This is a genomic window from Butyricicoccus faecihominis, assembly GCF_014648015.1.
GTDB classification, from domain to species: Bacteria; Bacillota; Clostridia; order Oscillospirales; family Butyricicoccaceae; genus Agathobaculum; species Agathobaculum butyriciproducens.
On sequence record NZ_BMQH01000001.1, the window covers coordinates 180620 to 206901 of the forward strand.

Sequence of the window (26282 nt, forward strand, 5' to 3'; positions counted from 1 at the left end):
TTGCTCCCTTTACGTTACTCATATCTCAGTTTTACGTTTTCTGCATTGCACAGATCAACGTACTCCTTCGGCGGTTCGCAGTCGGTGATGAACGCGGTCAGATCCTTAAGGTGGCAGAACGTGACAATCGCTTCCTTGCCGATCTTGGACGAATCGACCATGCCGTAGATGTTATCCGCGCGGTGAACAACGGCACGCTTGATCTCGGCTTCGAGGAAGGTGGTGTTGGTCATGCCTGCAGTCAGCGACACGCCGGTCGCGCCCATGAACGCCTTGTTGATACGCATGGTGGACAGCGCTTCGATCGCGGACAGGCCGACAAACGAATCCGTAGTCGGGCTGTAAATGCCGCCGAGCGAGATAATATTAAGGTTATCGTACTTGGAGGCCTCGCTCAGCGCGCCGAGCGAGTGTGTGATGATCGTAATTCGCTTTTTTGCTACAAGAAACCGCAGCAGACACAGGGTGGTCGTGCCGGAGTCGATAAAAATGGTATCGCCATCCGCGACCTCCTCGGCGGCCAGACGGCCGATGAGAGACTTGTCGATCTGGTTGAGACCCGAACGGATGGGCGTCGGCACGGCACCGGAGGGAACCGTAGCGGTCACGCCGCCGTATACCTTGGTGATGTGGCCGCGCTGCTCAAGCTCGTTCAGGTCGCGGCGGATGGTATTCTTGGACACGCCAAAAACCTCGCACAGCTCGTCAATGCTGACGGTCTCGCGCGAGATGACATATTGCTCTATCGAATTGAGACGGCTGACTTTCATATTCACAGCTCCCACATAATAATATCCGCCCAGTAGTATCCGAATGTATCCACAATGTTTTCTTTAGTTTATCAAATTTGTAACCAAATGTCCACCGCTCCCCAAAATGAGAATATAGCATGAATTTGGCGGAAAAGGTCGGAAATACATGAAAACTCTCGGTGAAAAACGGCAGAAAGTAAGCAAAATCCGTAAAACCGCCTTTCAAAAATAATTTCTGGCAGTGAGCGGGGAGAGAAGCGCTAACCCGTCTGCGGGGAGAGGGATACGCAGACAAACAGCAGAAACAGGACGGGATACCCCTTTTGAAAATATATTTTTACCGTTTTGCAAGAGGTTTACCAACAAAATAAATACATATAACCAGCAGATAACCAACAAATTACCTAATTTTACTCGAAATAAATTAGATATTTTCCATAAGGCGTTTGAATGAAATTGGAATTTTGCGAACAAATGCAGGAATTTCGGTTGAAATTTTGGCGGTTTGGTGATACACTTGTATTCGTAAAACAGTGGCATTGTGCCGCTGTACGCTGGAACCTGTTCCGCGGAGAGAAAATTATATTTTGAATTAGGCAGGTGTATGCAATGCAGAAAGCAGAAAAGATGCAGGAGCTTCGTGTATTTGCTCAGGAAATCCGTGTGGAGACCCTGAAGACCGTCGGTTCGCTTGGCTTCGGCCACGTTCCGGGTGCAATGTCCGTTATTGATGCGCTGGCAGTTCTGTACGGCGAAGTAATGAAGGTTGATCCGAAGAACCCGCATTGGGAAGATCGTGACTGGTGCGTACTGTCCAAGGGCCACGCTGGTCCGGCTATGTACGCTACCCTCGGTCTGAAGGGTTTCTACCCGATCGAGGACGCTTATACCCTCAATCAGCCGCACACCAATTTCCCGTCCCATACCGACCGCACCAAGACCCCCGGTGTTGACCTGACGACCGGTTCTCTCGGTCAGGGCATGTCCACCGCTACCGGTGCTGCTCTGGGCAACAAGCTCGACGGCCGCGACAGCCATGTATTCGTATTCGTTGGCGACGGCGAGTGCGATGAGGGCCAGGTTTGGGAGGCTGCTCAGTTCGCAGCTCACTACAAGCTGGACAACCTCGTTTGCTTCGTAGACGACAACAAGTACCAGCTCGACGGTGCTGTTGACAAGGTTATGAGCCACGGCAAGGGCATCGGTGCTAAGTTCGCAGCATTTGGCTGGAACGTGATCGAGCTGCAGGACGGCAATGACGTAGAGCAGATCTACGACGCTGTTCAGCTCGCTTACGACACCAAGGGCGTACCGACTTGCATCGTCCTGAACACCGTTAAGGGCCTGGGCGCCACCTTTGCTGAAGGCACTGGCGCGCACTCCTCTCAGCCGACTAAGGAGCAGTGGGATGAAGCCATTGCTGCTGCTGAGAAGAAGCTCGCTGAGATCAAGGCACAGTAAGGGAGGGTATTGAACATGAGCTTTACTTTGATTGGCAAGCACGAGAAGGATTCTCGTAACAACCGTGACGGTTTTGTTACCGCTATGCTGGACCTGATGGAGAAGGACAGCAAGGTTATGCACGTTGACTGCGACCTCGAGAACTGCATCAATACCGGCAAGCTGGCTAAGGCTTTCCCGGAGCAGACCGTAAACGCAGGTATCGCAGAGGCTAACGCTATGGGCGTTGCCGCAGGTCTGGTTGCTACCGGCCGCACCGTATTCATGCACTCCTTCGGCTGCTTCGCTTCCCGCCGTGCATTTGACCAGGCATTCATGTCCGCAGCTTACGCTAAGCTGCCGGTACACGTTATCGGTTCCGACCCCGGCGTATGCGCTGCATACAACGGCGGTACCCACATGCCGTTCGAGGACTGCGCTCTGTACATGTCCGTACCGGAAGCAGTCGTTATCGACCCGGTTGACTACGCTCAGATCAACTGCCTGACCAAGAAGCTGGCAGCATCCGGCAAGTTCTCCTACATGCGCATGATCCGTAAGGGCTTCACCACCGTTTACGGCGATGGCTCTGACTTCGAGATCGGCAAGGGCGTTACCCTGAAGGAAGGCAAGGACGTAGCTATCATCGCTTCCGGCATCATGGTAGACGAGGCACTGAAGGCTCAGGAGCAGCTGGCTGCTGAGGGTATCTCTGCCAAGGTTATCGATATGTTCACCTGGAAGCCGCTCGACGAGCAGCTCATCCTCGATTCCGCTGCTGAGTGCGGCGCTATCGTAACCGCTGAGAACCATCAGGTAAAGGTTGGTCTGGGTTCTGCTGTTGCTAACGTTGTTATCAAGAACAACCCGGTTCCGATGGAGATGGTAGGCGTTGAGGATCGCTTCGGCCAGGTAGGCGCTGAGTCCTTCCTGCGCGAGGAGTACGGTCTGACCGCTGCTCACATCGTAGAGGCTGCTAAGAAGGCTATCGCTCGCAAGAACGGCTAATCTTCCTCGCAGATACGCGAAGTAAAATTGCATCGAAAAGCGTTCCGACGTATGTCGGAACGCTTTTTTGTCGTTACATTGCACAGAAGCAAGCGCAGATTTTGCATGGTCTGGAAATAGACAATATCACCCAAATCTGCTACACTGAAAGCACAACAGTAAAAGGAGGAGGTGTACCGCATGAAAAAACGGTACGCGGCAGGACTGGCACTGGCTCTTGTGGGGATTTTGAGCGTGTGCGGACAGCCGGCGGCAGACAACACAATCAGCCTTACACCGGTGGAGGAAACGACCGCAGACCAGAGTGGCAGACTGATTGAGTATAATTTTTCCGGCCACAGGAGCGAAGCCGAGGGCGTATTGTTTGGCTGTTATATATGGGATGGCAGCACATGGCAGAAAGATGAGGATGCCACGTTTGGGTTGCGTTGTTCGGCGACACTGGGCAGCGGCAAGGGCACGATCAAATTCGAGCGTGACGGCGATGCGGCGAATGCGAACTATAAGATTGGAATGGATTCGCCACAGCTTGGCGGATATGCACAGGTTATGGATTCGCCCGAGAGAAACAGTCTGCCGATGGAGGGATTGACGGCAACTGTTGCTGCATGGGAGGAACCTGTCAATGGCTTGGCAGTCGACACGGAAATTCCGTTGCTCGTGCGTGTGTTCCGCACGGACGGTACGATCATTCCGGTATCTATTGATGCGTTTTCGGAACCGGAAAACAGCAAAGCCGTACAGAAAAGCGTGTATGCGGAAGCGTACACTGTAATTTTCTGTTATGAAATGTAAATGCTGAAACGGAGGTGTACCACATGAAAAAACGATACGCAGCAGGACTGGCACTGGCTCTTGTGGGGATTTTGAGCGGGTGCGGACAAACAAAGACACAGCCGGCGGATAATACGATTTCCATCACGCCGGTGGAGCAGGCTACGACAGAGAAACAATCGGGTGCGGTTGTAGAGTATCATTTTTCTGGCAACAACACAGAAGCCAACGGAATAACATTCAACAGCTACACATGGGATGGCAATGCGTGGCAGAACATGGACAAACCTATCGGTGCGTATGGTATGGGTCTGAATAGCGGCACCGGCAAAATCATTTTCCGGCATGATGCCGATACAATCAATGCGGCGTATGATATTGAGATGACGTTCCCGAGTGGCGGCGCTTCGACCCAGTATGGAGATTCGTCCGAGCTGAGCAAACTGCCAACGGACAACCTGACAGTGGCTGTCGCGGGACAGAAGAAGCCAATCGACGATTTAGCAGTCGATGTAGAGATACCGCTTGTTGTGCGTGTGTTTAACACGGATGGAGCAACGCACACGGTAGATATCAATGCGTTTATCGAACCAGATAGCAGCGAAGAATTGAAAAACTGCATCTATGCGGATGCCATTACGGCAACATTCGTATATGACGACAGCATTCCTAAATAAAACATGCAATGCCCTGACCTCTTGTCAGGGCATTTTTCTCTTTACGCCAACCGCGAATTTCACTATAATAGAGGAAGCAGAAAGGGGAGAGAACCATGTCCCAAACAGACAGCCCACTGGGTACAGCGCCGGTCGGCAAGCTGGTTCTGCAGCTTGCCATACCGGCCATGCTGGCACAGTTTGTCAATATTCTATACAGCGTGGTCGATCGCATGTACGTCGGCCACATTGCAGGCGCGGGCGATGCGGCACTGGCGGGTGTCGGTGTGTGCGCGCCTGTGGTGACCATGATTACCGCCATCGGTGCGCTCATCGGCTTCGGCGGCGGACCGCTGATGAGCATCCGCATGGGGCGGCGCGACATGGACGGCGCACGTCAGATCATCACGAACAGCTTCTACCTTTTGCTGGCGCTGAGCGTGCTGGCGACCGTGCCGCTGCTTATTTTCAAGCGGCAGATCCTGTTCACCTTCGGCTGCAGCGAGCTCCTGTGGGACTACGCGCAGGCGTACTTTACGACCTATGTTTCCGGCACGGTGTTCGCATTACTGAGCTACGGACTCAATCAAATTACAATGAGTCAGGGATTTTCGGGTACCGCAATGCGGTCTGTTATGCTCGGAGCGGCCGTAAATATCGCACTTGACCCGGTGTTCATTTTTGCGCTGCACATGGGCGTGCGCGGAGCTGCTCTTGCGACCGTGCTGTCGCAGGCGTGCTCGACGGCGTACATCCTGCGTTTTCTGATGAGTGACAGAGCCGCCGTCCGTATTACCCGTCAGCCGGTCAATTTCGGCTGGATACGCCGTATTGTGCAGGTCGGTCTGTCGCCTGCGCTCATCATCGCGCTCGATAACGTGCTGCTCATCTCCATCAACGTTATGCTGCGAAAATACGGCGGCGCAGACAGTGATATGCTCATCGCGTGTGCCGCCATCATGCAGAGCTTCATGCTCGTCATCACCATGCCGCTCGGCGGAATTACGGCGGGCACACAGTCCATTCTCGGCTATAACTACGGCGCGTGCGACGAAAAACGCGTCATGAAGGCGTTCCGGTGCATTGTGCTGCTGTGCCTCGTGTTCTGCGGCATCATGTTCCTGCTCGCGCAGACGGTCTCGGGTGCTTTTGTCAAAATCTTTACCAAAGACCCGGCGTATATTGATATGGCGGCGTATATGATCCGCACCTACTCGCTCGGCGTGCTCGGACTGACCATCCAGTACCCGTTCGTGGACGGCATGACCGGCATGGGCCTTGTCAAATGGGGACTGACGTTTTCCATGCTCCGCAAGGGCATTTTCCTTGTCAGCGTGTTCGTCCTGCCGCCGATTTTCGGGGCAACGGCCGTTATGTTTTCCGAGCCGCTGTCCGATGTCGTGTCGGCGGTGTTCTCCGGCTGCGCGGCCATGTTCCTCTTGCCGAAGCTGGTGACGAAACAATGCTGCAAGTAGAGTGAAGAGTTGAGAGTGAAGAGCATGAGAAGTTTAACCTTCTTCATGTTGTTACATTGCACATAAAATCTAAATCGTAGGGTGCGACAAGGTGTACCTTTATGATAATATGAAAAACGGAGAAACACGATGAATCATTACGTTCATTCTCTATCCGCCATTCTCCATTCTCAATTACTTCCCGCTCTTTGTACAAACTACCCCTTTACGAACGCATTTCTACTCTGTATAATAAGGTAAGATAGAAAACTCTTTCCGTCGAACGGAACAAGAACGATAACGGAGGAACAGAACATGGACGTTAAGGAACGTGCACTGCAGGCACACGAAAAATGGGGCGGCAAGATTGAGGTCGTAGCCCGCTGTGAGGTAAACAGCAAGGACGATCTGTCGATCGCGTACACGCCGGGTGTTGCCGAGCCGTGCCTCAAGATCAAGGACGATCCGTCTCTCAGCTACACCTATACGCGCCGCCACAATCTGGTTGCGGTCATCACGGACGGCACCGCGGTGCTCGGTCTGGGCGATATCGGTCCGATTGCCGGCATGCCGGTCATGGAGGGCAAGTGCGCGCTGTTCAAGGCGTTCGCTGACGTGGACGCGTTCCCGCTCTGTGTGGCTTCCAAGGATGTGGACGAGATCGTACGCACCATTCAGCTGATCTCCGGCTCGTTCGGCGGCATTAACCTCGAGGATATCGCGGCTCCGCGCTGCTTTGAGATCGAGCGCCGACTCAAGGAGGTCTGCGATATTCCGGTATTCCACGATGACCAGCATGGCACGGCTGTCTGCTGCGGCGCGGCGCTGCTCAACGCCTGCCGCCTGACCGGCCGCAAGGTGGATGAGATCAAGATGGTCGTCAACGGCTGCGGCGCGGCTGCTATCGCCGTTACCAAGTTCCTGATGTTCCTCGGTGTCAAGCACATCACGATGGTTGAGCGCTTCGGCATCGTCTGCGAGGGCGATGAGCGTCTGAATCCGGCACAGCAGGAGATGGCCAAGGTCACCAACCGCGAGCACATGACAGGCACGCTGGCCGATGCTGTCAAGGGTGCGGATGTATTCTTCGGCATGTCCGCTCCGCAGGTGCTTACTGCAGAGATGGTCTCCACCATGGCCAAGGACCCGATGGTATTCGCTATGGCAAATCCGGTGCCCGAAATCTGGCCGGAGGACGCAAAGAAGGGCGGCGCTGCCGTTGTCGGCACCGGCCGTTCGGACTACCCGAACCAGATCAACAACGTGCTTGCGTTCCCGGGCATTTTCCGCGGCGCACTCGATGTTCGCGCAAGCGACATCAATGAGGAGATGAAGCTGGCAGCGGCTAAGGCGATCGCGGCCTGCGTTTCCGATGAGGAGCTGAACGCGGAGTATATCATGCCGATGGCGTTCGACAAAAAGGTCATCCGTTCGGTAGCCGATGCCGTTGCACAGGCTGCCCGCGATTCCGGTGTGGCCCGTATCTGAGCGCAGCAGACGAAAAGTTACAGATAAGACAAAATCAACCGCGCGGGAACAATCTCGCGCGGTTTTTGCGCAAAAGTGCGTGCACGCACACGCACAAGTTCGCGGAATGACAAAAACAGCGGATTGCACAACTCGGCTTTGTGAAAAAATGCGTTTGACATTTACAGTGCATAAGGGTACAATAAGAATAACAAAAATGCGTTTGTTCTGCGCAGACGCAGAGAGAAGATTATGGAGGGAATAACTATGTTAGATCCGAAGAAAGTAAGACTGGGTATCTGCCCGATCGGCTGGTCCAATGATGATATGTGGGATCTCGGCGACGAGAACACCTTCCAGCAGTGCATCTCTGAGATGAAGCTCGCTGGTTTTGACGGCTGCGAAGTAGGTCACAAGTATCCGGAGGACAAGACTGTCCTCAAGCACATGCTGGACGCACGCAACCTGACCATCGCTTCCAAGTGGTTCTCCTCTTTCCTGGTTGACAAGCCGTACGAAGAGGTAGAGGCTGAGTTCATCAAGGAGCTGGATTACCTGTCCTACGTTGGCGCTACCGCAATCAACGTATCCGAGCAGTCCGGTTCTATCCAGGGCCAGCTGGACACCCCGGTTCTGGACGACAAGAAGCGCGTTCTGACCGACGAGGAGTGGGATCGCTTCACCACCGGCCTGAACAAGCTGGGCAAGCTGTCCATGGAGAAGTACGGCATCCGCACCTGCTTCCATCATCACATGGGCACCGTATGCCAGACCGTTGAGGAGACTACCCGCCTGATGGAGAACACCGATCCGAAGTATGTATTCCTGTGCTTCGATACCGGCCACTTCACTTTCGCTGGCGAGGATCCGGTAAAGATGCTCGAGAAGTTTGCTGACCGTGTTGGCCACGTTCATCTGAAGAACATGCGTATGCCGCTGGTTGAGAAGGCTCGCGCTGAGCACTGGTCCTTCCTGGATGCAGTTCGCGCAGGCGCATTCACCGTACCGGGCGATCCGGACGGCTGCGTAGAGTTCGACGCTGTATTCGATCTGCTTGACAAGGCTGGCTACACCGGCTGGATCATGGTAGAGGCTGAGCAGGATCCGGCTAAGGCTAATCCGTTCGAGTACGCTAAGATGGGCCGTGAGTACATCACTGCACACACCGGTCTGGGCGGCGAGGTTGTTCTGAAGAAGTAATTCTTCGCATATCGCGCAATAAAACACGAAACCGAGGGCATTTGCCCTCGGTTTTTTGCGTTCCCCAAAGGATATATGTCGTTAAGAACCGTTTGCACCGACCGGAAGCCTCCCCTGAAAGGAGAGGGGAACCGCCGAACGGCGGTGGAGGGGTTTGCCGTACCCACGGCAGAGGATTTCGCACGCTGCGGCGTGCGGGAATGTTGCCGCTGCGCGCGGCGGGCGCACAAGAGGGTAGACAACCTGCGGTTTTCCACCCTCTTGTGAATCACCCCTTTTCCCGCAAGGGCTTGGGTGCAGATGGTAGACTGCGTAAGCATGAAAAAGGGGAACGGCAGTCGGGTTACCGTTCCGTAGGGCAGACCAATGTGTCTGCCCATTTCTTTACCTATACGCAATGTCAGATACCTTTCTGCTACACATACGGTTTAGTCTACGCAGGCGCGGCATACCCGTGCCGCGCAACATTTTTACCTGTGCAGATTATCCAAATCCTGCGATTGCAGCCGGTTTGTGCCGGAAAACGAGTTGCGCGGCACTGTTATGCCGCGCGTAGCGGCAATCCCCGCCGCAGTCTACGGCACAACTCTTCGCCCGGAAGTGGTGAACCGCCTGCGCGGTTCGGATGCCCCGAAAACCGGTGCCGAAACCCCTCAGTCGCAGCAAGCTGCGCCAGCTCCCCTTTCAGGGGGGCTTGCAACCGTCCGGAGGGCGCAAACCGCTTCGCCTTTTATTCATTTGCCGCTATATAAATCGTTGCAAATTCTCCGAAAATAGGGTAGAATAGTAAACAGGAATAGAATAAGGAGTGTGGAGCATGGAAGCACAGAAATATAAGCGCGTACTGATCAAGATCAGCGGCGAAGCCCTTGCGGGCGATAAGCATTTCGGCCTGAACTTTGATGTCATCGGTCCGGTATGCGATGTGATCAAAAAATGCAACGAAGAGGGCTGCGAGATCGGCATTGTTGTCGGCGGCGGCAACTTCTGGCGCGGCGTAAAGGACGGCGGCGGCAAGATGGAGCGCACCCGCGCGGACCACATGGGCATGCTGGCAACCACCATCAACGCACTGGCTCTGCAGGATGCTCTGGAGCAGCGCGGCGTGGACGTTCGCGTGCAGACCGCTATCGAGATGAACAAGATCGCTGAGCCGTACATCCGTTCTCGCGCGACCCGCCATCTGGAAAAGGGCCGTGTCGTTATCTTCGGCTGCGGCACCGGCTGCCCGTTCTTCTCGACCGACACTGCAGCGGTTCTGCGTGCGGCAGAGATTGGCGCGGATGTTATCCTGCTGGCAAAGAACGTAGATGGCGTGTACGATTCCGACCCGGCTGTCAACCCGGATGCCAAGAAGTACGACCACCTGAGCTACATGGACGTGCTCAATCAGGGCCTCGGCGTTATGGATTCCACGGCAACCTCGCTGTCCATGGATAACCATATCCCGATTCTGGTATTCGCGCTTTCCGACCCCGAAAATATTCACCGCGCTGTTAACGGCGAAAAGATCGGCACGATCGTTGAGGAGGTAAAAAAATGAAGGAACAGATCAAGTCCCACGAGGCAAAAATGCAGAAAACGCTGGACGTGCTCTCCAAGGAGCTGGCAGCAGTCCGCGCAGGCCGCGCAAACCCGGCGGTTCTCGATAAGATCACCGTTGAGTATTACGGTGCACCGACCCCGCTGAATCAGGTTGCGGCAATCTCTACTCCCGACCCGCGCACGCTGGCCGTCCAGCCGTGGGACGGCTCGGTGCTCAAGGCCATCGAGAAGGCGATCCAGGTCTCCGACCTCGGCATCAACCCGCAGAACGACGGCAAGCAGATCCGTCTGAACTTCCCGCCGCTGACCGAGGAGCGCCGCAAGGAGCTGATCAAGGGCGTTTCCAAGACCGGTGAGGAGGCAAAGGTTGCACTCCGCAACATCCGCCGTGATGCACTGGACAAGTTCAAGGCAGCGCAGAAGAAGAGCGAGATCACCGAGGACGAGCTGCACGACGGCGAGGACAAGATGCAGAAGCTGACCGATAAGTACGTCAAGGAAATCGACGCAATGGTCGCTAAGAAATCTAAGGAACTCGCAGAGGTTTAATTCAGGGGGAAGTCCGCTGCCTGCAGCGGCATGAAATCGGATTTTCGCAGAAAATCCGTAAAAAGCGGGAGCATGTATCTCGCTTTTTACACAAGGGAGCATAGCTGTGTGCCGCAAAGCGGCGCGCAGATGTGCTCGCAGGACGTATCCGAGCGTATGCTCGGTACGTTTCGATCGACCGAAAACGTGTTTTCGGTCGAGGAGCGAAGCGACATTGGGGGCGGCGGATTCGTCGCCCTTTTGCATGAAATTGGCAGGAAAATCTGCCGCAAGAGGGATAAACAGGGAGGAAACAGGTTGGGTCTGTTCACACGAAAAAAGAAGGATAACGCGCCCGAAAACCGTCCGGTGCCGCGTCATATTGCGGTCATCATGGACGGCAACGGCCGCTGGGCCAAGAAACGCGGTCTGCCGCGCAAGGCCGGTCACAAGGTCGGCGCGGAGACGTTCCGCACCATTGCCACCTACTGCAAGGACATCGGCGTGCAGTATTTCACGGTCTATGCATTCTCTACCGAAAACTGGAAGCGTCCGCAGGACGAGGTGGACGCGCTGATGAACCTGTTCCGCTCCTATCTGAAGGAGGCGGCGGAAACCATGTTCGAGCGCGGCGTAGCCGTGCGCGTGCTGGGCGACCTGACTGTTCTGCCGGAGGATATTCGCGCGCAGATCGCGGAGGTGGACGAGATTGCCGATCGGCTTGGTCCGGACGCGGCAACAGCCTCGCTGTGCATCAACTACGGCGGCAGGGACGAGATCAAAAACGCCGTCCGCGCCATCGCGCAGCAGGTGAAAGCCGGCGAACTGGCACCCGAGGATATCACCGAGGATACCATCACCGCCAATCTGTACACCGCGCACATGCCCGATCCCGACCTCATCATCCGTCCTTCGGGCGAGATCCGCACGTCCAACTTCCTGCTGTGGCAGTCCGCCTACTCGGAGTACTACTTCACCGATGTGCTGTGGCCGGACTTCAAAACCACCGATCTGGATGCGGCAATCGACAATTTTAACAACAGAAACCGTCGTTTCGGCGGCGTATAATATCCAATTAGGGTGATAAACGTATGAAAGCAAGAGTATTGTTTGGCGTGTTCGGCTTTGCCTTTGTGCTGCTGGCGCTGTATGTGTTCCCGCCGATCGTGCTGGAGCTTGTCGTGGCGGCGCTGTGCGTGTTCGCCACCTATGAGGTGCTCGGCTCGACAAAACTGGTGCGCAACCACTTGGAACTGCTGCTCGCAATGGCCGTCTCGCTGGGACTGGCTGTCGGTCATTTCAGCATCCTGCCGCTGCGGCTTGAGAGCGTGATGCAGGGACTGGTGCTGGTGCTGCTGTTCGGTTCGTTTGCGATTGAGCTGAAATATCACGACGTTATGAAGGCTTCGCAGGTCTCGTGGGCGTTTTTCGGTGCGCTGCTCGTGCCGTACCTGCTGCTCAGTCTGCTGCGTATTTTCCAGATGCACTACCACCACGGCGCGTTCATCGTGCTGCTGCCGCTGCTCGCTGCCTGGGGCGCGGACACCTGCGCTCTGTTCTCGGGCATGCTGTTCGGCAAGCATAAGCTGGCGCCGGTCGTCAGCCCGAAAAAGACGGTAGAGGGTGCTATCGGCGGCGTGGTCGGCGGTGCCGTCCTCGTGCTGATCGCGGCTTTGATTATGAACCGGACGCTCGGCCTTGAAATGCCGCTCTGGTCGGCGGTCGTGCTCGGCGCAGTTGGCGCGGTGCTCGGAGAGATCGGCGACCTGTCGTTCTCGGTCATCAAGCGCCAGACCGGCATTAAGGATTACGGACATATTTTCCCGGGCCACGGAGGAGTGCTGGATCGCTTCGACAGCGTGCTGTTCGTAGCGCCTTTCGCGGAGCTGCTCTTTAGAGTCATTTGGTAATTGAAAATTGAGAATGGAGAATGGGAAATTGTGGTATCGTGCTTTGCGCGATGATTAAATTCCGCCCTTTGGGCGGCACCATAATTTTCAATTTTCCATTTTCAATTCTCCATTATCCCCAATCGTTTAACAGGAGAAAAATAATGAAGAAGATTGCGATTTTAGGTTCAACGGGTTCGATCGGCACGCAAACGGTCGATATTCTGCCTTCGATCGACGCCGAAGTCGTCGCATTGACGACCAACCGGCGCATAAACTTATTGGAGGAGCAGGCGCGTGCCCTGCATCCGAAAATGGTCTGCGCGATGGACGAAAGTGCAGCCAAAGAGCTGAAAATCAAGCTGGCAGACACGGATATTGAGGTTTTGACCGGCATGGACGGTCTGATCGCCTGTGCCGCGGAGAGCGGCGCGGACATCGTGGTAACGGCGGTTGTCGGCATGGTCGGCCTGCTGCCGACGATGGCGGCCATCAAGGCGGGCAAGGATATCGCGCTGGCGAACAAGGAGACGCTCGTGTGTGCGGGTGGTCTGGTGATGAGCGCCGCAAAGCAGTACGGCGTGCGCATCCTGCCGGTGGATTCCGAGCATTCGGCTATCTTCCAGTGCGTGCAGGCGGCAAACGGCAACCCGATCGACAAAATCCTGCTGACAGCCTCCGGCGGTCCGTTCTTCGGCAAAAAAATCGAGGAAATGCGCGGCATGACGCGCGAGCAGGCGCTTGCACACCCGAACTGGAGCATGGGTGCAAAAATCACGATCGACTCTGCGACTATGATGAACAAGGGTCTGGAGCTGATCGAAGCCATGTGGTTGTATGATCTGCCGCCGGAGGACATCGAAATTGTCGTCCACCGCGAGAGCATTGTGCACTCGGCGGTGGAGTTTGCGGACGGAGCGGTAATCGCGCAGCTCGGTCTGCCGGATATGCGTCTGCCGATCCAGCTGGCGCTGACATGGCCGCAGCGTGTGCCGTGCAAGGTGCCGCGCATGTCGCTCGCGGAGGTCGCAAAGCTGACGTTCTACGCACCCGACTATGAGGCGTTTCCGGCGCTGAACCTCGCCAAGCACGCCGCCTCCCTCAAGGGCGACCGCGGCGCTGTGCTCAACGGTGCAAATGAGGCCGCAGTCGGTCTGTTTTTGAATGGTAAGATCGGTTTTACCGACATCGCAGAGCGCGTTGCATACGCACTCGATACCATTCCGTACAAGAAGGACATCACGCTGGACGACGTTCTGGCGGCGGACAAAGCCGCGCGCGAGATCGTGCTCGGCTGACCGAAAGGAGCTACGCTTTGCTGCAAATCATTCTGGCAATCCTCGCCTTCGGTGTGCTGGTCATCGTGCATGAGTTCGGACATTTCATCACCGCAAAACGCGGCGGTGTGCAGGTCAACGAATTCTGGATCGGCATGGGCCCGACTCTCCTCAAGCACGAGCATAAAGGCACGCTGTACTGCCTGAAGCTGCTGCCGTTCGGCGGCGCGTGCGTCATGGAGGGCGAGGACGGTGAAAGTGAAAATGAGCACGCCTTCGGCAAGGCGAAGCTGCCGCGCCGCATGCTCATCGTGTGCGCGGGCGCGCTGATGAATTTCCTCGTGGGATTCCTTATCGTGCTGGCGGTCATGCGTCCGAACGGACCGAACGGCGGCTATATCGTCTCCACCATCAGCGAGGTCAATCCGGCGAGCACCGCCGCCGCAGACGGCGGTCTGGAGGCAGGCGACGAGATTCTCAAAATCGACGGCTACCACATCCTCGTGCGGACGGATTTCGATACCGCGCTTGCGCGCACCGGTTCGACCACGCATGAAATTACCGTGCGCCGCAACGGCGAAAAGGTGACGCTGCCAGCGGTCAAGCTCGAAGCGACAGTCACCGATGCAAACGGCAACAAGCGCATTGGCATCACCTTTGCGGAACTGCCTGACAGCCTTGGCATGCACCTCAATATGAGCGTGCGCACCGCCGTCAACTACGCGCGGCTCGTCTGGTCGAGCGTGGGCATGCTCGTCAGCGGACAGGTCGGCGTGGATCAGCTTTCCGGTCCGGTCGGCGTGGCCGAGGTCATGGCAGATACCGCCAAGTACAGCATGATCTCGTTCTTCCAGCTTGTGGCATTTATCTCGATCAACCTCGGCGTGATGAACCTGCTGCCGCTGCCCGCACTGGACGGCGGTCGGCTCGTGTTCCTCATCATCGAGGGCATTCGCCGCAAGCCTGTGCCGCCCAAGTACGAGGGCTATGTGCACGCGGCAGGACTTATGCTGCTGCTTATGCTGATGGTGTATGTGACCGGGCAGGACGTACTGCGCATTTTTATGCGCAGTAATTGAGAATTGAGAATGGAAAATGGAAAATGAATGTGCGGCGCATAGCGCCGTTATGCAATCATCGCGCAAAGCGCGATACCACAATTCTTCATTCTCCATTTTCCATTTGTGAGAGGTTAGAGCTATGAAAATAACAAAGCAAATCAAGATAAGGGACGTATTGGTTGGCGGCGGCGCGCCCATCGCGGTGCAGTCCATGACCAACACGGACACGCGCGACGCGAAGGCTACTCTGGCGCAGATTCGCGCACTGGCGGACGCGGGCTGCGACATTGTTCGCTGTGCCGTGCCGGATATGCAGGCGGCAGAGGCGCTGCGCGAAATCTGCGCGAACTCGCCGCTGCCGGTGGTCGCGGACATTCATTTTGACTACCGCCTCGCGCTGGCGGCGATCGAGTCCGGCGTGGACAAGATTCGCCTGAATCCGGGCAACATCGGCGGCGCGGACCGCGTACAGGCAGTCGTGAAGGCGGCAAAGGAACGCCATCTGCCAATCCGCATCGGCGTAAACTCCGGCTCGGTGGAGAAGCACATCCTCGAGAAATTCGGCGGGCCGACGCCCGAGGCAATGGTTGAAAGCGCGCTGTACCATGTCGGTCTGCTGAACGACTGCGATTTTGATGACATCTGCATTTCTATCAAGTCGTCCTCGGTGCCGAACACCATGCAGGCGTACCTGCTGGCGAGTGAAAAGACCGACTATCCGCTGCACCTCGGCGTTACCGAGGCGGGCACCGAGTACATGGGCACGATCAAGTCGGCGGCGGGCATCGGCGGCCTGCTGGCGCTCGGCGTGGGCGACACCATTCGTGTGAGCCTGACCGATGATCCGGTCAAGGAGGTCTACGCGGCAAAGGCGATTCTCAAGGCTGTCGGCAGAGCGGAAGAGGGCATCAACGTGGTTTCCTGCCCGACCTGCGGCCGCACGCGCATCAACCTCATCGACATTGCCAAAGAGGTTGAGCAGCGCTGCCAGAGCATTCGCGGCAAGAAGATGAAGGTAGCTGTTATGGGCTGCGTGGTAAACGGTCCCGGCGAAGCGCGTGAAGCCGATCTCGGCATTGCGGGCGGCGACGGCGTCGGCCTGATCTTCCGCCGCGGCGAGATCATCAAAAAGGTGCCGCAGGAGCAGCTTGTGGATGCACTGATGGACGAAATCGCACATTATGAAGGAGAATAATCGTGGCTGGAAAGCTGATTGATATTTTTCAAAACTGCAAATGTGTAAATGAGGAGAAGCACCTTGCCGCAGGCGAGGTGCGTTCTCTGGCATTTGGGGATAATAACACGGTGATGGTCGTGGAACTCGGTCTGCACGAGGTTGTCAGCCGCAAGGTGATTGCCAAGGCGGAAAAGCAGATCGCGGACACCTACGGTCTTGACCGCGTGATGATCGAGCCGCGCTACAATATGCCGGGTGAGCTGTCGAACGCGTACATCAAGTCGCTGTATGACGACATGGCGTACCGCATGCCGTCAGCCAAGGGTCTGCTCGACCACACCAAGTGGGAATTTGCGGACGGTGCGCTCCAAATCCCGATGGACGAGGTGAGCGAAAAGCATTTCGCAAACGCACTGCGGCATCTGGAGGCGCGGATTCAGCGGGAGCTGGGGAGAAGCTGTCCGGTGCACGCGGTCCGCGCGGACGCGCAGGATTTTACACCCGCACCCGAGCAGGAGGAGAGCCGCGAGGAAATTCTGCACAAGGCTGTGGAGCAGGCGGCGGCAGCCGCGGCGGAAACACCCAAGCCGAAAAAGCCGCGTCCGGCGCCGCAGCAGCATACCGGCTATCAGCGCCCGCGCGCCGAGAAGGTGCGCGAGGACGACCTCATCTTCGGCAAGCTGATTCAGGACCCTATTATTTCGGTCAACGAGGCGATTGCCGCCTATGACATGGTCACCATTCAGGGCGAGGTGTTCTTCACCGACAGCAAGGACATCCACAGCAAGAAAACCGGCAAGGATTACGTCAAGATTGCGTTTGATATGACCGACCGCACCAATTCCGTGCGCGTTTCCAAGTTCCTTGCGGCGGACAAGGCGGGCGATACGGCATCTAAAATAAAGAAGGGACTCTACTGCACCGTGCAAGGCAAGATGGTGTACGACACCTTTGCCAAGGAGATGGTGCTCGAGCCGACTGGCATCGTCAAGGCGAAAAAGCCCGAGCGCAAGGACACCTACGAGGGCATGAAGCGCGTCGAGCTGCACCTGCACACCAACATGAGCGCGATGGACGGCATGAGCAGCACCGCGTCTCTGCTGTGCCGCGCCGCCAAGTGGGGACACCGCGCGATGGCGATTACCGACCACGGTGTGGCGCAGGCGTTCCCCGAAGCGCTGCACGCGCAGGAGGGCAAGCAGAAGGACATCATCGGTGACATGAAGATCATCTACGGCATCGAGGCGTACTACATCAATGACGAGAACAGTATTTCGGTCGTGCGCGGCAGGAGCGCCGAGCCGCTCGACGGTACGTTCATCGTATTCGACCTTGAGACCACCGGACTCAATCCGGCGAGCGAGGAAATTACCGAGATTGCCGCTGTGCGCGTTGTGGAGGGCGAGATTCGCGATTCCTTCCAGACCTATGTCAACCCGCACAAGCCGATTCCGCCGGAAATCACCGAGCTGACCGGCATTTCGGACGAGACGGTAGCAGACGCGCCCGACCTCGACAAAGCCGTGCCGGAATTCCTCAAATGGGCAGGCGAGGGACAGTACCCGCTTGTGGCGCACAACGCAGGCTTCGATATGGGCTTCCTGCGGACGGCCTGCCAGAGACTGGGCATCGAGCGGGAGTTTACAAGCATTGATACTCTCGAGATGAGCCGCCTGATGCTGCCGCACATGCACAAATTCAAGCTGAACATTCTGGCGAAGGAGCTGCAGGTCGGCCCGTTCGAGCACCACCGTGCGAGCGAGGATGCCGCCGTGCTCGGCCGCATTTACGTCAAGCTGCTCAAACGGCTCAGGGAGGAGATGCACGCGGTTACGACTGCGGATATCAATCCGGTGCTGGCGGCGACGACCGACCGCAAGAACAAGCTGAAAAACCTGCCGCGCTATCATTTTATCATTCTGGTGAAGAACCAGGCGGGACTGCGAAACCTGTATCAGCTGATTTCCAAGAGCTTTCTGGAATATTACAACAAGCGCCCCATTATGCCGCGCAGCGAACTCATCCGTCACCGTGAGGGACTGATTTTCGGCTCGGCGTGTGAGGCGGGCGAGGTGTTCCGCGCGCTGACCAAGGGCGAGCCATGGGAGGAGATCAAGCGGCTGGCGTCGTTTTACGACTATCTGGAGATTCAGCCGATCGGCAACAACAACTTCATGATCGCAAAGGGGATGGCGAAGGACGAGGAGCAGCTGCGCGACTGGAACCGCGATATTCTCCGTCTGGCGGATGAATTGGGGAAACCGTGCTGCGCCACCGGTGACGTACACTTCCTTGAACCCGAGGACGAGGCGTTCCGCCGTATTCTGATGGCGGGTCAGGGTTTCTCCGATGCGGACAATCAGGCGCCGCTGTACTTTAAGAGCACGGATGAAATGCTGAAGGAGTTCTCCTATCTCGGGGAGGACCGGGCATATGAGGTAGTCGTGAAGAACACCAATAGGATCGCCGACATGTGTGACGTGATTCGTCCGGTGCCGAGGGAAAACTACCCGCCGCACATCGACGGTTGCGAGGACGACCTGCGGAATATGTGCTATGAAAAGGCAAAGCGTATCTACGGCGACCCGCTCCCGGAGCCCGTGCAGGCGCGCCTTGACCGTGAGCTGAACTCCATCATCGGCAACGGCTACGCGGTCATGTACATTATCGCGCAGAAGCTGGTGACCAAGTCCCTCGCGGACGGCTATCTGGTCGGCTCGCGCGGTTCGGTCGGCTCGTCGCTGGCGGCGTTCATGTCGGATATTACCGAGGTAAACTCGCTCGCGCCGCACTATCTGTGCCCGGACGACAAATATCTCGAGTGGCACGAGGAATACTCGTGCGGTGTCGATCTGCCCGACAAGATCTGCCCAAACTGCGGCAAGCCGCTCACAAAACAGGGCTTTAACATCCCGTTTGAAACGTTCCTCGGCTTTGAGGGCGACAAGGTGCCCGATATTGACCTGAATTTCGCGGGTGAGTACCAGTCGCGCATTCACTGGTACACCGGCGAGATCTTCGGCCACGACCATGTGTTCCGAGCGGGCACCATCGGCACGGTTGCCGAGAAAACGGCGTTCGGCTACGTCAAAAAGTACATGGAGGAGCGCGGCATCGAGTGCTCCCGTGCGGAGGAGAACCGCCTCGCGGCGGGCTGCACGGGCGTGCGCCGCACCTCGGGCCAGCATCCGGGCGGCGTTGTCGTTGTGCCCAAGGAGATTGAGATTTACGACGTCTGTCCGATTCAGCATCCGGCAGACGACCCGGATTCCGACATCATTACCACCCACTTCGAGTATCACTCCATTGACGCGAACCTGCTCAAGCTGGACGAGCTGGGACACGATGACCCGACCATTATCAAGCATCTGGAGAACCTCACCGGCGTAAACGCGCAGGAGATTCCGCTCGACGACCCGGAGACCATGAGTCTGTTCCACTCGTGCAAGGCGCTCAAGTACAAAGGCGAAAACCCGGATACCGATCCGATCCTCGGTGACCTCGGCTGTGTGGCGGTGCCCGAGTTCGGCACCAAGTTCGTGCGCGGCATGGTCAAGGAGACGCACCCGTCCACGTTCGCGGAGCTGGTTTCGATTTCCGGTCTGTCGCACGGTACGGATGTTTGGCTCGGCAATGCCGCAGAGCTGGTCCGCAAGGGCATTCCGCTGTCCGGCTGTATCTGCTGCCGAGACGATATTATGAACTACCTGATCCTGCAGGGCGTCAAGCCCAAGCTGTCGTTCAAGACGATGGAGTCCGTCCGAAAGGGCAAGGGACTGACCGAGGAAATGGAAGCCGCCATGAACGAGCAGCATGTGCCCGAGTGGTACATCGACTCGTGCAAGAAGATCAAGTATATGTTCCCGAAGGCGCACGCGGTCGCGTATGTCATGATGGCGTTCCGTATCGCGTGGTTCAAGGTGCATCGTCCGCTTGCGTTCTATTCGGCGTACTTTTCCATCCGGGCAAAAGGTTTTGATGCGTCCTGCATGATCAAGGGCGACAAGGTTTGTCTGGATAAAATGTCCGAACTGCGCCAGAAGGAGCGCGACAAGACGATTTCAGCGGCGGAAAAGGATATGATGACGACTTTGGAGGTCTGCCACGAGTTTTACAGGCGCGGATTTACGTTCGAGCCGATGGATGTTTATAAATCGGACGCAACGCGCTTTCTTGTAACGGAAATCGGTTTGATTCCGCCGTTTACGTCCATGCCGGGCATCGGTGAGCAGGCCGCGCTCAGCATCGTGGAGGAGAGAAAAAACGGTAAGTTCCTCTCGGCGGAAGAACTGATCGTCCGGTGCCCGAAGGCGTCCAAGGCGGTCGTCGAGCTGCTTGAGCAGATCGGCGCGCTTGGCTCCATGCCGAAAACAACGCAGATGACCCTCTTTTAAGAGTTAAGAGTTAAGAGAGGGCGACTGCTTTCAGTCCGCCGTAAGCATGAAGTTTCGAAAGGAGTTTCTTATGGCAAAGTACGAAAAGCATCTGACGGGAAATTTTGACGAGCTGCTGGAGCTTGTAACGGACGGCGTGCTGAACGGCAGCATGTCTGCGTCCTACGAGAACGGCTCGGATTGGACAAACGGCACGGTCCGCTGCGCGGTGCGTGTGTTCGAGCGTTACAGCTACATGGGCGGCAACCGCGTCAGCATGAATGTCACTCTGGTCGGCAACGACCGCGACCTGTTTTTCTCCGCCATCACTTCGGGCGGCAGTCAGGCCGTGTTCTTCAAGCTCAATACCCTCGGCGAGGAGAGCTTTCTGGAAAAGCTGGTGCCAATCGTGGAGAACTATAAAAAGAGAGTAGAGTGAGGAGTTGAGAGTGAAGAGATAGGAGGAAGCGGGAGGGCGGAGAGAAAAAAGCCGCCTCTGCTTCATCTCCGCTCTTCACTCTTTCTTTTTCACTCGAAAACGGGAGTTCGAAGCGGAAAAGGCTGCCCACTGTGTAGGCTCCGCTCTCTAAAAAGGGTCTTGACAGTATATAGGGAACTATGGTATGATTTCATCATGATAAAGTGATAAAGGAGCGGCGGAGCAATGAACCGTTTTCGTATTTCCACCCCGGAGGGTACCCGAGACCTGTTATTTTCCTCGTGCCGTGCGCTGCGGCAGACGGAAAATGCTGTGCGCGACGCGCTGGAGGAGCGCGGCTACAGCGAGATCATCACCCCGGCGGTTGAGTATTTTGATGTATTTGCACAGGCAAACCCCGAGCTGGATCAGGATCAGATGCTGAAGATCATCGACAAGTCCGGCCGCATTTGCGTGGCGCGTCCGGATAACACCACGCCGATCGCGCGTATTGCAGCCACCCGACTGGATGACGCGGCGCTGCCGGTTCGCCTGTATTACAGCCAGAAGGTGTTCCGTTCGGTGTCCGGCGATCACGGCCACAAGGGCGAGTTCCTGCAGGTCGGCGCGGAATTCATCGGCGCGGACGGTCTGGAGGCCGACAAGGACATTCTCTCGGCTGCGTTTGCCGCACTCAGCAAGACCGGTGCGGACAACTTCCGCGTAGAGCTTGGTCACGCTGAGATCTACAAGGCGCTGATGGATGAGCTTGGCGCGGATGCACAGTCCGCTGAGGGCATCCGCCGCCTGATCGAAAACAAGTCGTTTGCCGCGCTCGGCGATGCGCTCGAGCCGTTTAAGGGCAAGCCCGCTGCAAAGGCGCTCGGTGCTATGCCGAATCTGTTCGGCGGCATCGAGGTGCTCGACGAGGTGGAAGCACTCACCGGCAACGTGCGCGTGCTTGGCGCGACCGCTTATCTGCGCCGACTGTATCAGGCGCTGGATGAGGCAGGCTACGGCGACCGCATCATGATCGACCTCGGCCTTGTCCACGAGATGGATTACTACACCGGCATCATGTTCCGCGGCTACATCGGCGGCGCAGGCGCGGCCATCCTCGCAGGCGGCCGTTACAACGCGCTGTGCGCCAAGTTCGGCAAGGATATGCCCGCGGGCGGCTTCGGCATCGATGTGGAGAGCGTTGCGGAGAGCCTTGCAGGACAGAGCCGTCCCGAGGTCGCAACCCGCCGGGATACCGTGCGTATCGCACTCACCAAGGGCCGTCTGGAGAAGAAAACGCTCGCGCTGCTCAAGGCCGCAGGCTACGATATCTCCGAACTGGAGGCCGGAACGCGCAAGCTCATCTTCACCCTGCCGGACAGCGGCGTGGAGATCGTGCTGAGCAAGGCCGCGGACGTAATCACCTACGTTGAGCACGGCGTGTGCGACATGGGCGTGGTCGGCAAGGATACCATCATGGAAAAGGGCGGCAGCTTCTACGAAATGGTAGATCTCGGCTTCGGCAAATGCCGCTTCGCCCTCGCTACCAAGAAGGGCAAGGATGTGTACGGCGGCTATAAGACCCCGGTTATCGCTACCAAGTATCCGGCGGTTACCAAGGCCTTCTTCAATAAGAAGAATATGGACGTTGAGACCATCAAGATCGAAGGCTCGGTCGAACTGGCGCCGCTGCTCGAACTGGCGGACGGCATTGTTGATATCGTGGAGACCGGCACGACGCTCAAGGAGAACGGTCTCGAGGTCGTTGAGGATGTAGCGCCCATCTCGGCTCGCGTGATCGTCAACCTCGCCAGCGCGAAGATGAAGAAGGCAGCGATTCAGAAGGTTATTGCAGAGCTGGAAAGTGGCTTGGAGAAGTAAGCCAATACATATATAACATAAATCATATCCATAGGGCGGGGTGCCCTGCGGAATATTGATACCAATGCCGGTGGACGAAAACGGTTGACACAAAAGGGGAATACCACAATGTTTATGAAAACAGTCCTCGCGGACGGACAGGCAGAGCAGCAGGTTATCCGCGAAATGAAAGCCCGTGCGGCAGGTGCGCGCGGGGATATTGAACAGATCGTGCGCGGCGTGATGGCGGACGTACAGCAGCGCGGCTGGGATGCGGTCGTGGAGTATGCCGAGCGGTTTGACGGCAAGGCGCCGTACATTGTCGAGCCGAAGGTGCTGGACGATGCGTACAACGCCTGCGACCCGAAGCTGATCGCGGCGCTGGAAAAGGCGGCGGCGAATATCCGCGACTACCACGAGCAGATGCTCGTCAAAACGTGGGAGTGGAACCGCTCGGGGGGCGAAACGCTCGGTCAGACCGTGCGCGGGCTTTCTCGCGTCGGCATTTATGTGCCGGGCGGTACGGCAGCGTATCCGTCAAGTGTGCTGATGAACGCCATCCCGGCCAAGGTTGCCGGTGTCGGTGAGCTGATCATGGTCACGCCGCCGACCGAGAACATGTCCAACGAAGTGCTTGCGGCGGCGAAGATCGCCGGTGTAGATACCGTCATCGCCATCGGTGGCACGCAGGCGATTGCCGCGCTGACCTACGGCGCGGGCTTCATCCCGCAGGTGGACAAGATCGTCGGCCCGGGCAACGCCTTTGTTGCGGCAGCCAAGAAGCTGGCGTTCGGCACGGTCGATATCGACATGATCGCCGGTCCGTCCGAGGTGCTCGTCATCGCGGACCACACCGCCAACCCGACCTACGTTGCCGCCGACCTGCTCAGTCAGGCCGAGCACGACAAGCTGGCCTCCGCCGTTCTGCTGACCGATTCCATGGCGCAGGCACAGGCGATTTCCTGCGAGATGGAGCGGCAGGCAAAGCAGCTCCCGCGGTGGGACATCATCAAGGAGAGCGTGGCGAACTACGGCTGCGCCATCGTGTTTGACGACCTGAAGGACGCCTGCAGGATGGCTGATGTGGTCGCACCCGAGCATCTGGAGGTCGTAACCGCCGCTCCGCGTGAGCTGCTGCCGTACCTGCACAACGCAGGCGCGATCTTCCTCGGGCAGTACGCGCCGGAGCCGCTCGGTGACTATATGGCAGGCCCGTGTCATGTTCTGCCGACCTCGGGCACGGCAAGATTCTTCTCGCCGCTGTCTACCGACACGTTTTTGAAGAAAACCAGCGTTATCGAGTACACGCGGGACGCGCTCGAAAGCTATGCACAGGATATTATCGCGCTCGCGCAGAGCGAGCATCTGGACGCGCACGCAAACTCCATCGCGGTGCGCTTTGCGGAGGAAAACAACGATGAGAACCGCTGAAATTAAACGAAAGACCAAGGAAACCGACATTTCGCTCAAGCTGACGCTCGAGGGCGGCGACCGCAAAATCGACACCGGCATCGGCTTTTTTGACCATATGCTCAACAGCTTTGCCGTGCATTCCGGCTTCGGTCTCACGCTCACCTGCAAGGGCGATCTGGAGGTGGACGGTCACCATTCGGTCGAGGACTGCGGCATCGCGCTCGGTCAGGCACTGGCAGAATGCGTCGGTGATAAGGCCGGAATCGCGCGCTTCGGTCAGGCGTTCGTGCCGATGGATGAGGCGCTCGGCTTCTGCGCGCTGGATATCTCCGGCCGCCCGTACCTCGTGTTCGACGCACCCATGCCGCAGCCGATGTGCGGTCAGTACGACACCTGCCTGACGGTCGAGTTCATGCGTGCGCTGGCGGTACACGCCGGACTGACGCTGCACCTCAAGTGCGAGTACGGCGAGAACGCGCACCATATTACAGAGGCGCTGTTCAAGGCGCTTGCACGCGCGCTCAAGCAGGCTGTTGCGGTTACCGGCGGTGGCGTTTTGAGTGCGAAGGGTGTTCTCTAAATTTCATAAACATGGTGCCAACCGTTACGGCAGGATGAGGTCATCCCGCCCTGTGGAACAGATTCCGAGAGGTACAACATGAGTTATATTGCAATCGTAGATTATGGCGCAGGCAATCTGATGAGCGTACACAACACGCTCGATTACCTGGGTTATGAAAATAAAATCGCGGCTTCGGCGGACGTGATCGAGAACGCGGCGGGCGTTATCCTGCCCGGTGTCGGCGCGTTTCCGGATGCGATGGCGGCTTTGAAGCACTCCGGTTTGACGGAGGCGGTGCTGAAGGCTGCAAAGGAAAAGCCGTTCCTCGGCATCTGCCTTGGTATGCAGATGCTGTTCGAGGAATCGGACGAGGTGCGTCCGTGCAAGGGTCTGGGTCTGCTGCCGGGACGCATTGAGCGTATTGAAACGGCGCTCAAGCTGCCGCAGATCGGCTGGAATGCGCTGGACATTCTGCGTCCGAATGCCATGACCGAGGGTCTGGAAAACGGCAGCTATGTGTATTTCGTGCACAGCTTCATGGCGTATCCGGCGGACGAAAACGACCTTGCCGCTGTGACGGATTACGGCACGCGCGTGCCTGCCATGGTGGCGCGAGGGAACCTGTTCGGCTGCCAGTTTCACCCGGAAAAGAGCGGTGAAGTGGGACTTGCGATGCTTCGCAACTTTGCAAAACTGACGGAGGTGGGAAAATGAGAGTTATCCCCGCGATTGATTTGAAAGACGGTCAGTGCGTGCGCCTGCAGAAAGGCGACTACGGCACTGCACATAAAGTAGCAGAAAACCCGGTCGAGACCGCACAGCGGTTCCTCGATGCCGGTGCAGACCTTGTACACATGGTTGACCTTGACGCCGCGAAGGACGGCTCGCACGCAAACTACGGCGTGGTGGAGCAGGTCATCCGCGAGACCGGCGCGACCGTGGAGCTTGGCGGCGGCATCCGCTCCATGCAGGATGTGGAGACCGTGCTTGCACTGGGTGTTTCGCGCGTTATCATCGGCTCGGCGGCTGTCCGCGACCCGGAATTTGTAGCCGAGGCGGTAAAAAAGTACGGCGACAAGATCGTTGTCGGCATCGATGCCAAGAGCGAGACCGTCCGCACGGACGGCTGGCTGGGCGATAGCGGTGAGAACTACATCGCGTTCGCGGAGCGCATGGAGTCCATCGGTGTACGCCACATCATCTTCACCGACATTGACAAGGACGGCATGCTCGCAGGTCCGAATTTTGACCAGCTGGCGGCGCTGCGCGCCTCGGTCTCCTGCGAGATCATCGCGTCCGGAGGCGTGTCCACCCTTGAGGATATCGCAGGCCTGAAAAAGCTCGGCATTGATGGTGCAATCGCAGGCAAGGCGGTGTATACCGGCACCCTCGATTTGGCAAAGGCTATCGAACAGGCCAAGTAACCGC

General features: G+C 57.2%; 22 protein-coding genes and 1 pseudogene. 22 read left to right on the plus strand and 1 reads right to left on the minus strand.

Translation table 11 applies throughout. The features are described 5' to 3' along the window. Nucleotides 1-14: 14 nt before the first annotated feature. Nucleotides 15-770 carry a DeoR/GlpR family DNA-binding transcription regulator gene (locus IEY11_RS00755; RefSeq protein WP_117491063.1) on the minus strand — a complete coding sequence of 252 codons (756 nt, stop codon included), beginning with the start codon at nt 768-770 and terminating at the stop codon, nt 15-17. A 591-nt stretch (nt 771-1361) separates the two neighbouring features. Between IEY11_RS00755 and IEY11_RS00760 the strand changes: the two genes are divergently transcribed. The 22 genes and pseudogenes from IEY11_RS00760 to hisA all read left to right on the plus strand — a co-directional run bounded on the left by IEY11_RS00760 (nt 1362) and on the right by hisA (nt 26278). Further along, a complete protein-coding gene (locus IEY11_RS00760) occupies nt 1362-2213 on the plus strand; it encodes a transketolase (RefSeq protein WP_117491065.1) in 852 nt (283 codons plus the stop codon). A 15-nt stretch (nt 2214-2228) separates the two neighbouring features. Further along, nucleotides 2229-3200 (plus strand): transketolase family protein, encoded by a 972-nt coding sequence (locus IEY11_RS00765; protein ID WP_118480412.1) that lies wholly within the window; start codon nt 2229-2231, stop codon nt 3198-3200. 180 nt (nt 3201-3380) lie between these two features. Then, nucleotides 3381-3995 (plus strand): hypothetical protein, encoded by a 615-nt coding sequence (locus tag IEY11_RS00770; RefSeq protein WP_118729414.1) that lies wholly within the window; start codon nt 3381-3383, stop codon nt 3993-3995. A gap of 23 nt (nt 3996-4018) precedes the next feature. Further along, nucleotides 4019-4651 carry a hypothetical protein gene (locus IEY11_RS00775; RefSeq protein ID WP_188885482.1) on the plus strand — a complete coding sequence of 211 codons (633 nt, stop codon included), beginning with the start codon at nt 4019-4021 and terminating at the stop codon, nt 4649-4651. A gap of 95 nt (nt 4652-4746) precedes the next feature. Next, nucleotides 4747-6105, plus strand: a complete 1359-nt coding sequence (locus IEY11_RS00780) for an MATE family efflux transporter (RefSeq protein WP_117751648.1) — start codon at nt 4747-4749, stop codon at nt 6103-6105. Between the two features lie 294 nt (nt 6106-6399). Continuing rightward, complete coding sequence (locus tag IEY11_RS00785; protein WP_116704966.1) at nt 6400-7572, plus strand: NAD(P)-dependent malic enzyme; 1173 nt, start codon at nt 6400-6402, stop codon at nt 7570-7572. A 246-nt stretch (nt 7573-7818) separates the two neighbouring features. After that, entirely contained in the window at nt 7819-8751 is a 933-nt protein-coding gene (gene iolE, locus IEY11_RS00790) for a myo-inosose-2 dehydratase (RefSeq protein ID WP_110436478.1), read from the plus strand. 817 nt (nt 8752-9568) lie between these two features. Further along, entirely contained in the window at nt 9569-10294 is a 726-nt protein-coding gene (pyrH, locus tag IEY11_RS00795; protein WP_188885483.1) for a UMP kinase, read from the plus strand. Continuing rightward, complete coding sequence (gene frr / locus IEY11_RS00800) at nt 10291-10845, plus strand: ribosome recycling factor (RefSeq protein WP_188885484.1); 555 nt, start codon at nt 10291-10293, stop codon at nt 10843-10845. Before pyrH ends, frr begins: the two co-directional genes overlap by 4 nt. 372 nt (nt 10846-11217) lie before the next feature. Continuing rightward, complete coding sequence (uppS, locus tag IEY11_RS00805; RefSeq protein ID WP_243183929.1) at nt 11218-11892, plus strand: polyprenyl diphosphate synthase; 675 nt, start codon at nt 11218-11220, stop codon at nt 11890-11892. A gap of 23 nt (nt 11893-11915) precedes the next feature. Continuing rightward, nucleotides 11916-12734, plus strand: a complete 819-nt coding sequence (locus IEY11_RS00810; protein WP_188885485.1) for a phosphatidate cytidylyltransferase — start codon at nt 11916-11918, stop codon at nt 12732-12734. Nucleotides 12735-12874: 140 nt separating this feature from the next. Continuing rightward, nucleotides 12875-14011, plus strand: coding sequence for a 1-deoxy-D-xylulose-5-phosphate reductoisomerase (locus IEY11_RS00815; RefSeq protein ID WP_337495241.1), 1137 nt, complete (start codon nt 12875-12877; stop codon nt 14009-14011). Nucleotides 14012-14028: 17 nt separating this feature from the next. Then, on the plus strand, nt 14029-15069 hold the full coding sequence (gene rseP, locus IEY11_RS00820; protein ID WP_188885487.1) for an RIP metalloprotease RseP: 1041 nt from the start codon (nt 14029-14031) through the stop codon (nt 15067-15069). 121 nt (nt 15070-15190) lie between these two features. After that, nucleotides 15191-16246, plus strand: a complete 1056-nt coding sequence (ispG, locus tag IEY11_RS00825) for a flavodoxin-dependent (E)-4-hydroxy-3-methylbut-2-enyl-diphosphate synthase (protein ID WP_118646241.1) — start codon at nt 15191-15193, stop codon at nt 16244-16246. A gap of 2 nt (nt 16247-16248) precedes the next feature. Then, complete coding sequence (locus IEY11_RS00830; protein WP_243183924.1) at nt 16249-20622, plus strand: PolC-type DNA polymerase III; 4374 nt, start codon at nt 16249-16251, stop codon at nt 20620-20622. A 70-nt stretch (nt 20623-20692) separates the two neighbouring features. Then, nucleotides 20693-21040 (plus strand): DUF6054 family protein, encoded by a 348-nt coding sequence (locus IEY11_RS00835; RefSeq protein WP_110436485.1) that lies wholly within the window; start codon nt 20693-20695, stop codon nt 21038-21040. 225 nt (nt 21041-21265) lie between these two features. Continuing rightward, nucleotides 21266-22219 (plus strand): annotated as a pseudogene (gene hisZ / locus IEY11_RS14745) (ATP phosphoribosyltransferase regulatory subunit); the annotation flags it as partial. 57 nt (nt 22220-22276) lie between these two features. Continuing rightward, nucleotides 22277-22900 carry an ATP phosphoribosyltransferase gene (gene hisG / locus IEY11_RS00840; RefSeq protein WP_227600469.1) on the plus strand — a complete coding sequence of 208 codons (624 nt, stop codon included), beginning with the start codon at nt 22277-22279 and terminating at the stop codon, nt 22898-22900. Nucleotides 22901-23008: 108 nt separating this feature from the next. Further along, the gene (hisD, locus tag IEY11_RS00845; RefSeq protein ID WP_188885488.1) at nt 23009-24310 is read left to right on the plus strand and encodes a histidinol dehydrogenase; all 1302 of its coding nucleotides are present in this window, start codon (nt 23009-23011) and stop codon (nt 24308-24310) included. Continuing rightward, nucleotides 24297-24872, plus strand: a complete 576-nt coding sequence (gene hisB / locus IEY11_RS00850) for an imidazoleglycerol-phosphate dehydratase HisB (protein ID WP_118480434.1) — start codon at nt 24297-24299, stop codon at nt 24870-24872. Before hisD ends, hisB begins: the two co-directional genes overlap by 14 nt. Before the next feature lie 78 nt (nt 24873-24950). Further along, nucleotides 24951-25568, plus strand: a complete 618-nt coding sequence (gene hisH / locus IEY11_RS00855; RefSeq protein WP_188885489.1) for an imidazole glycerol phosphate synthase subunit HisH — start codon at nt 24951-24953, stop codon at nt 25566-25568. Continuing rightward, complete coding sequence (hisA, locus tag IEY11_RS00860; RefSeq protein WP_117491097.1) at nt 25565-26278, plus strand: 1-(5-phosphoribosyl)-5-[(5-phosphoribosylamino)methylideneamino]imidazole-4-carboxamide isomerase; 714 nt, start codon at nt 25565-25567, stop codon at nt 26276-26278. Before hisH ends, hisA begins: the two co-directional genes overlap by 4 nt. The last annotated feature ends 4 nt before the right edge of the window (nt 26279-26282 follow it).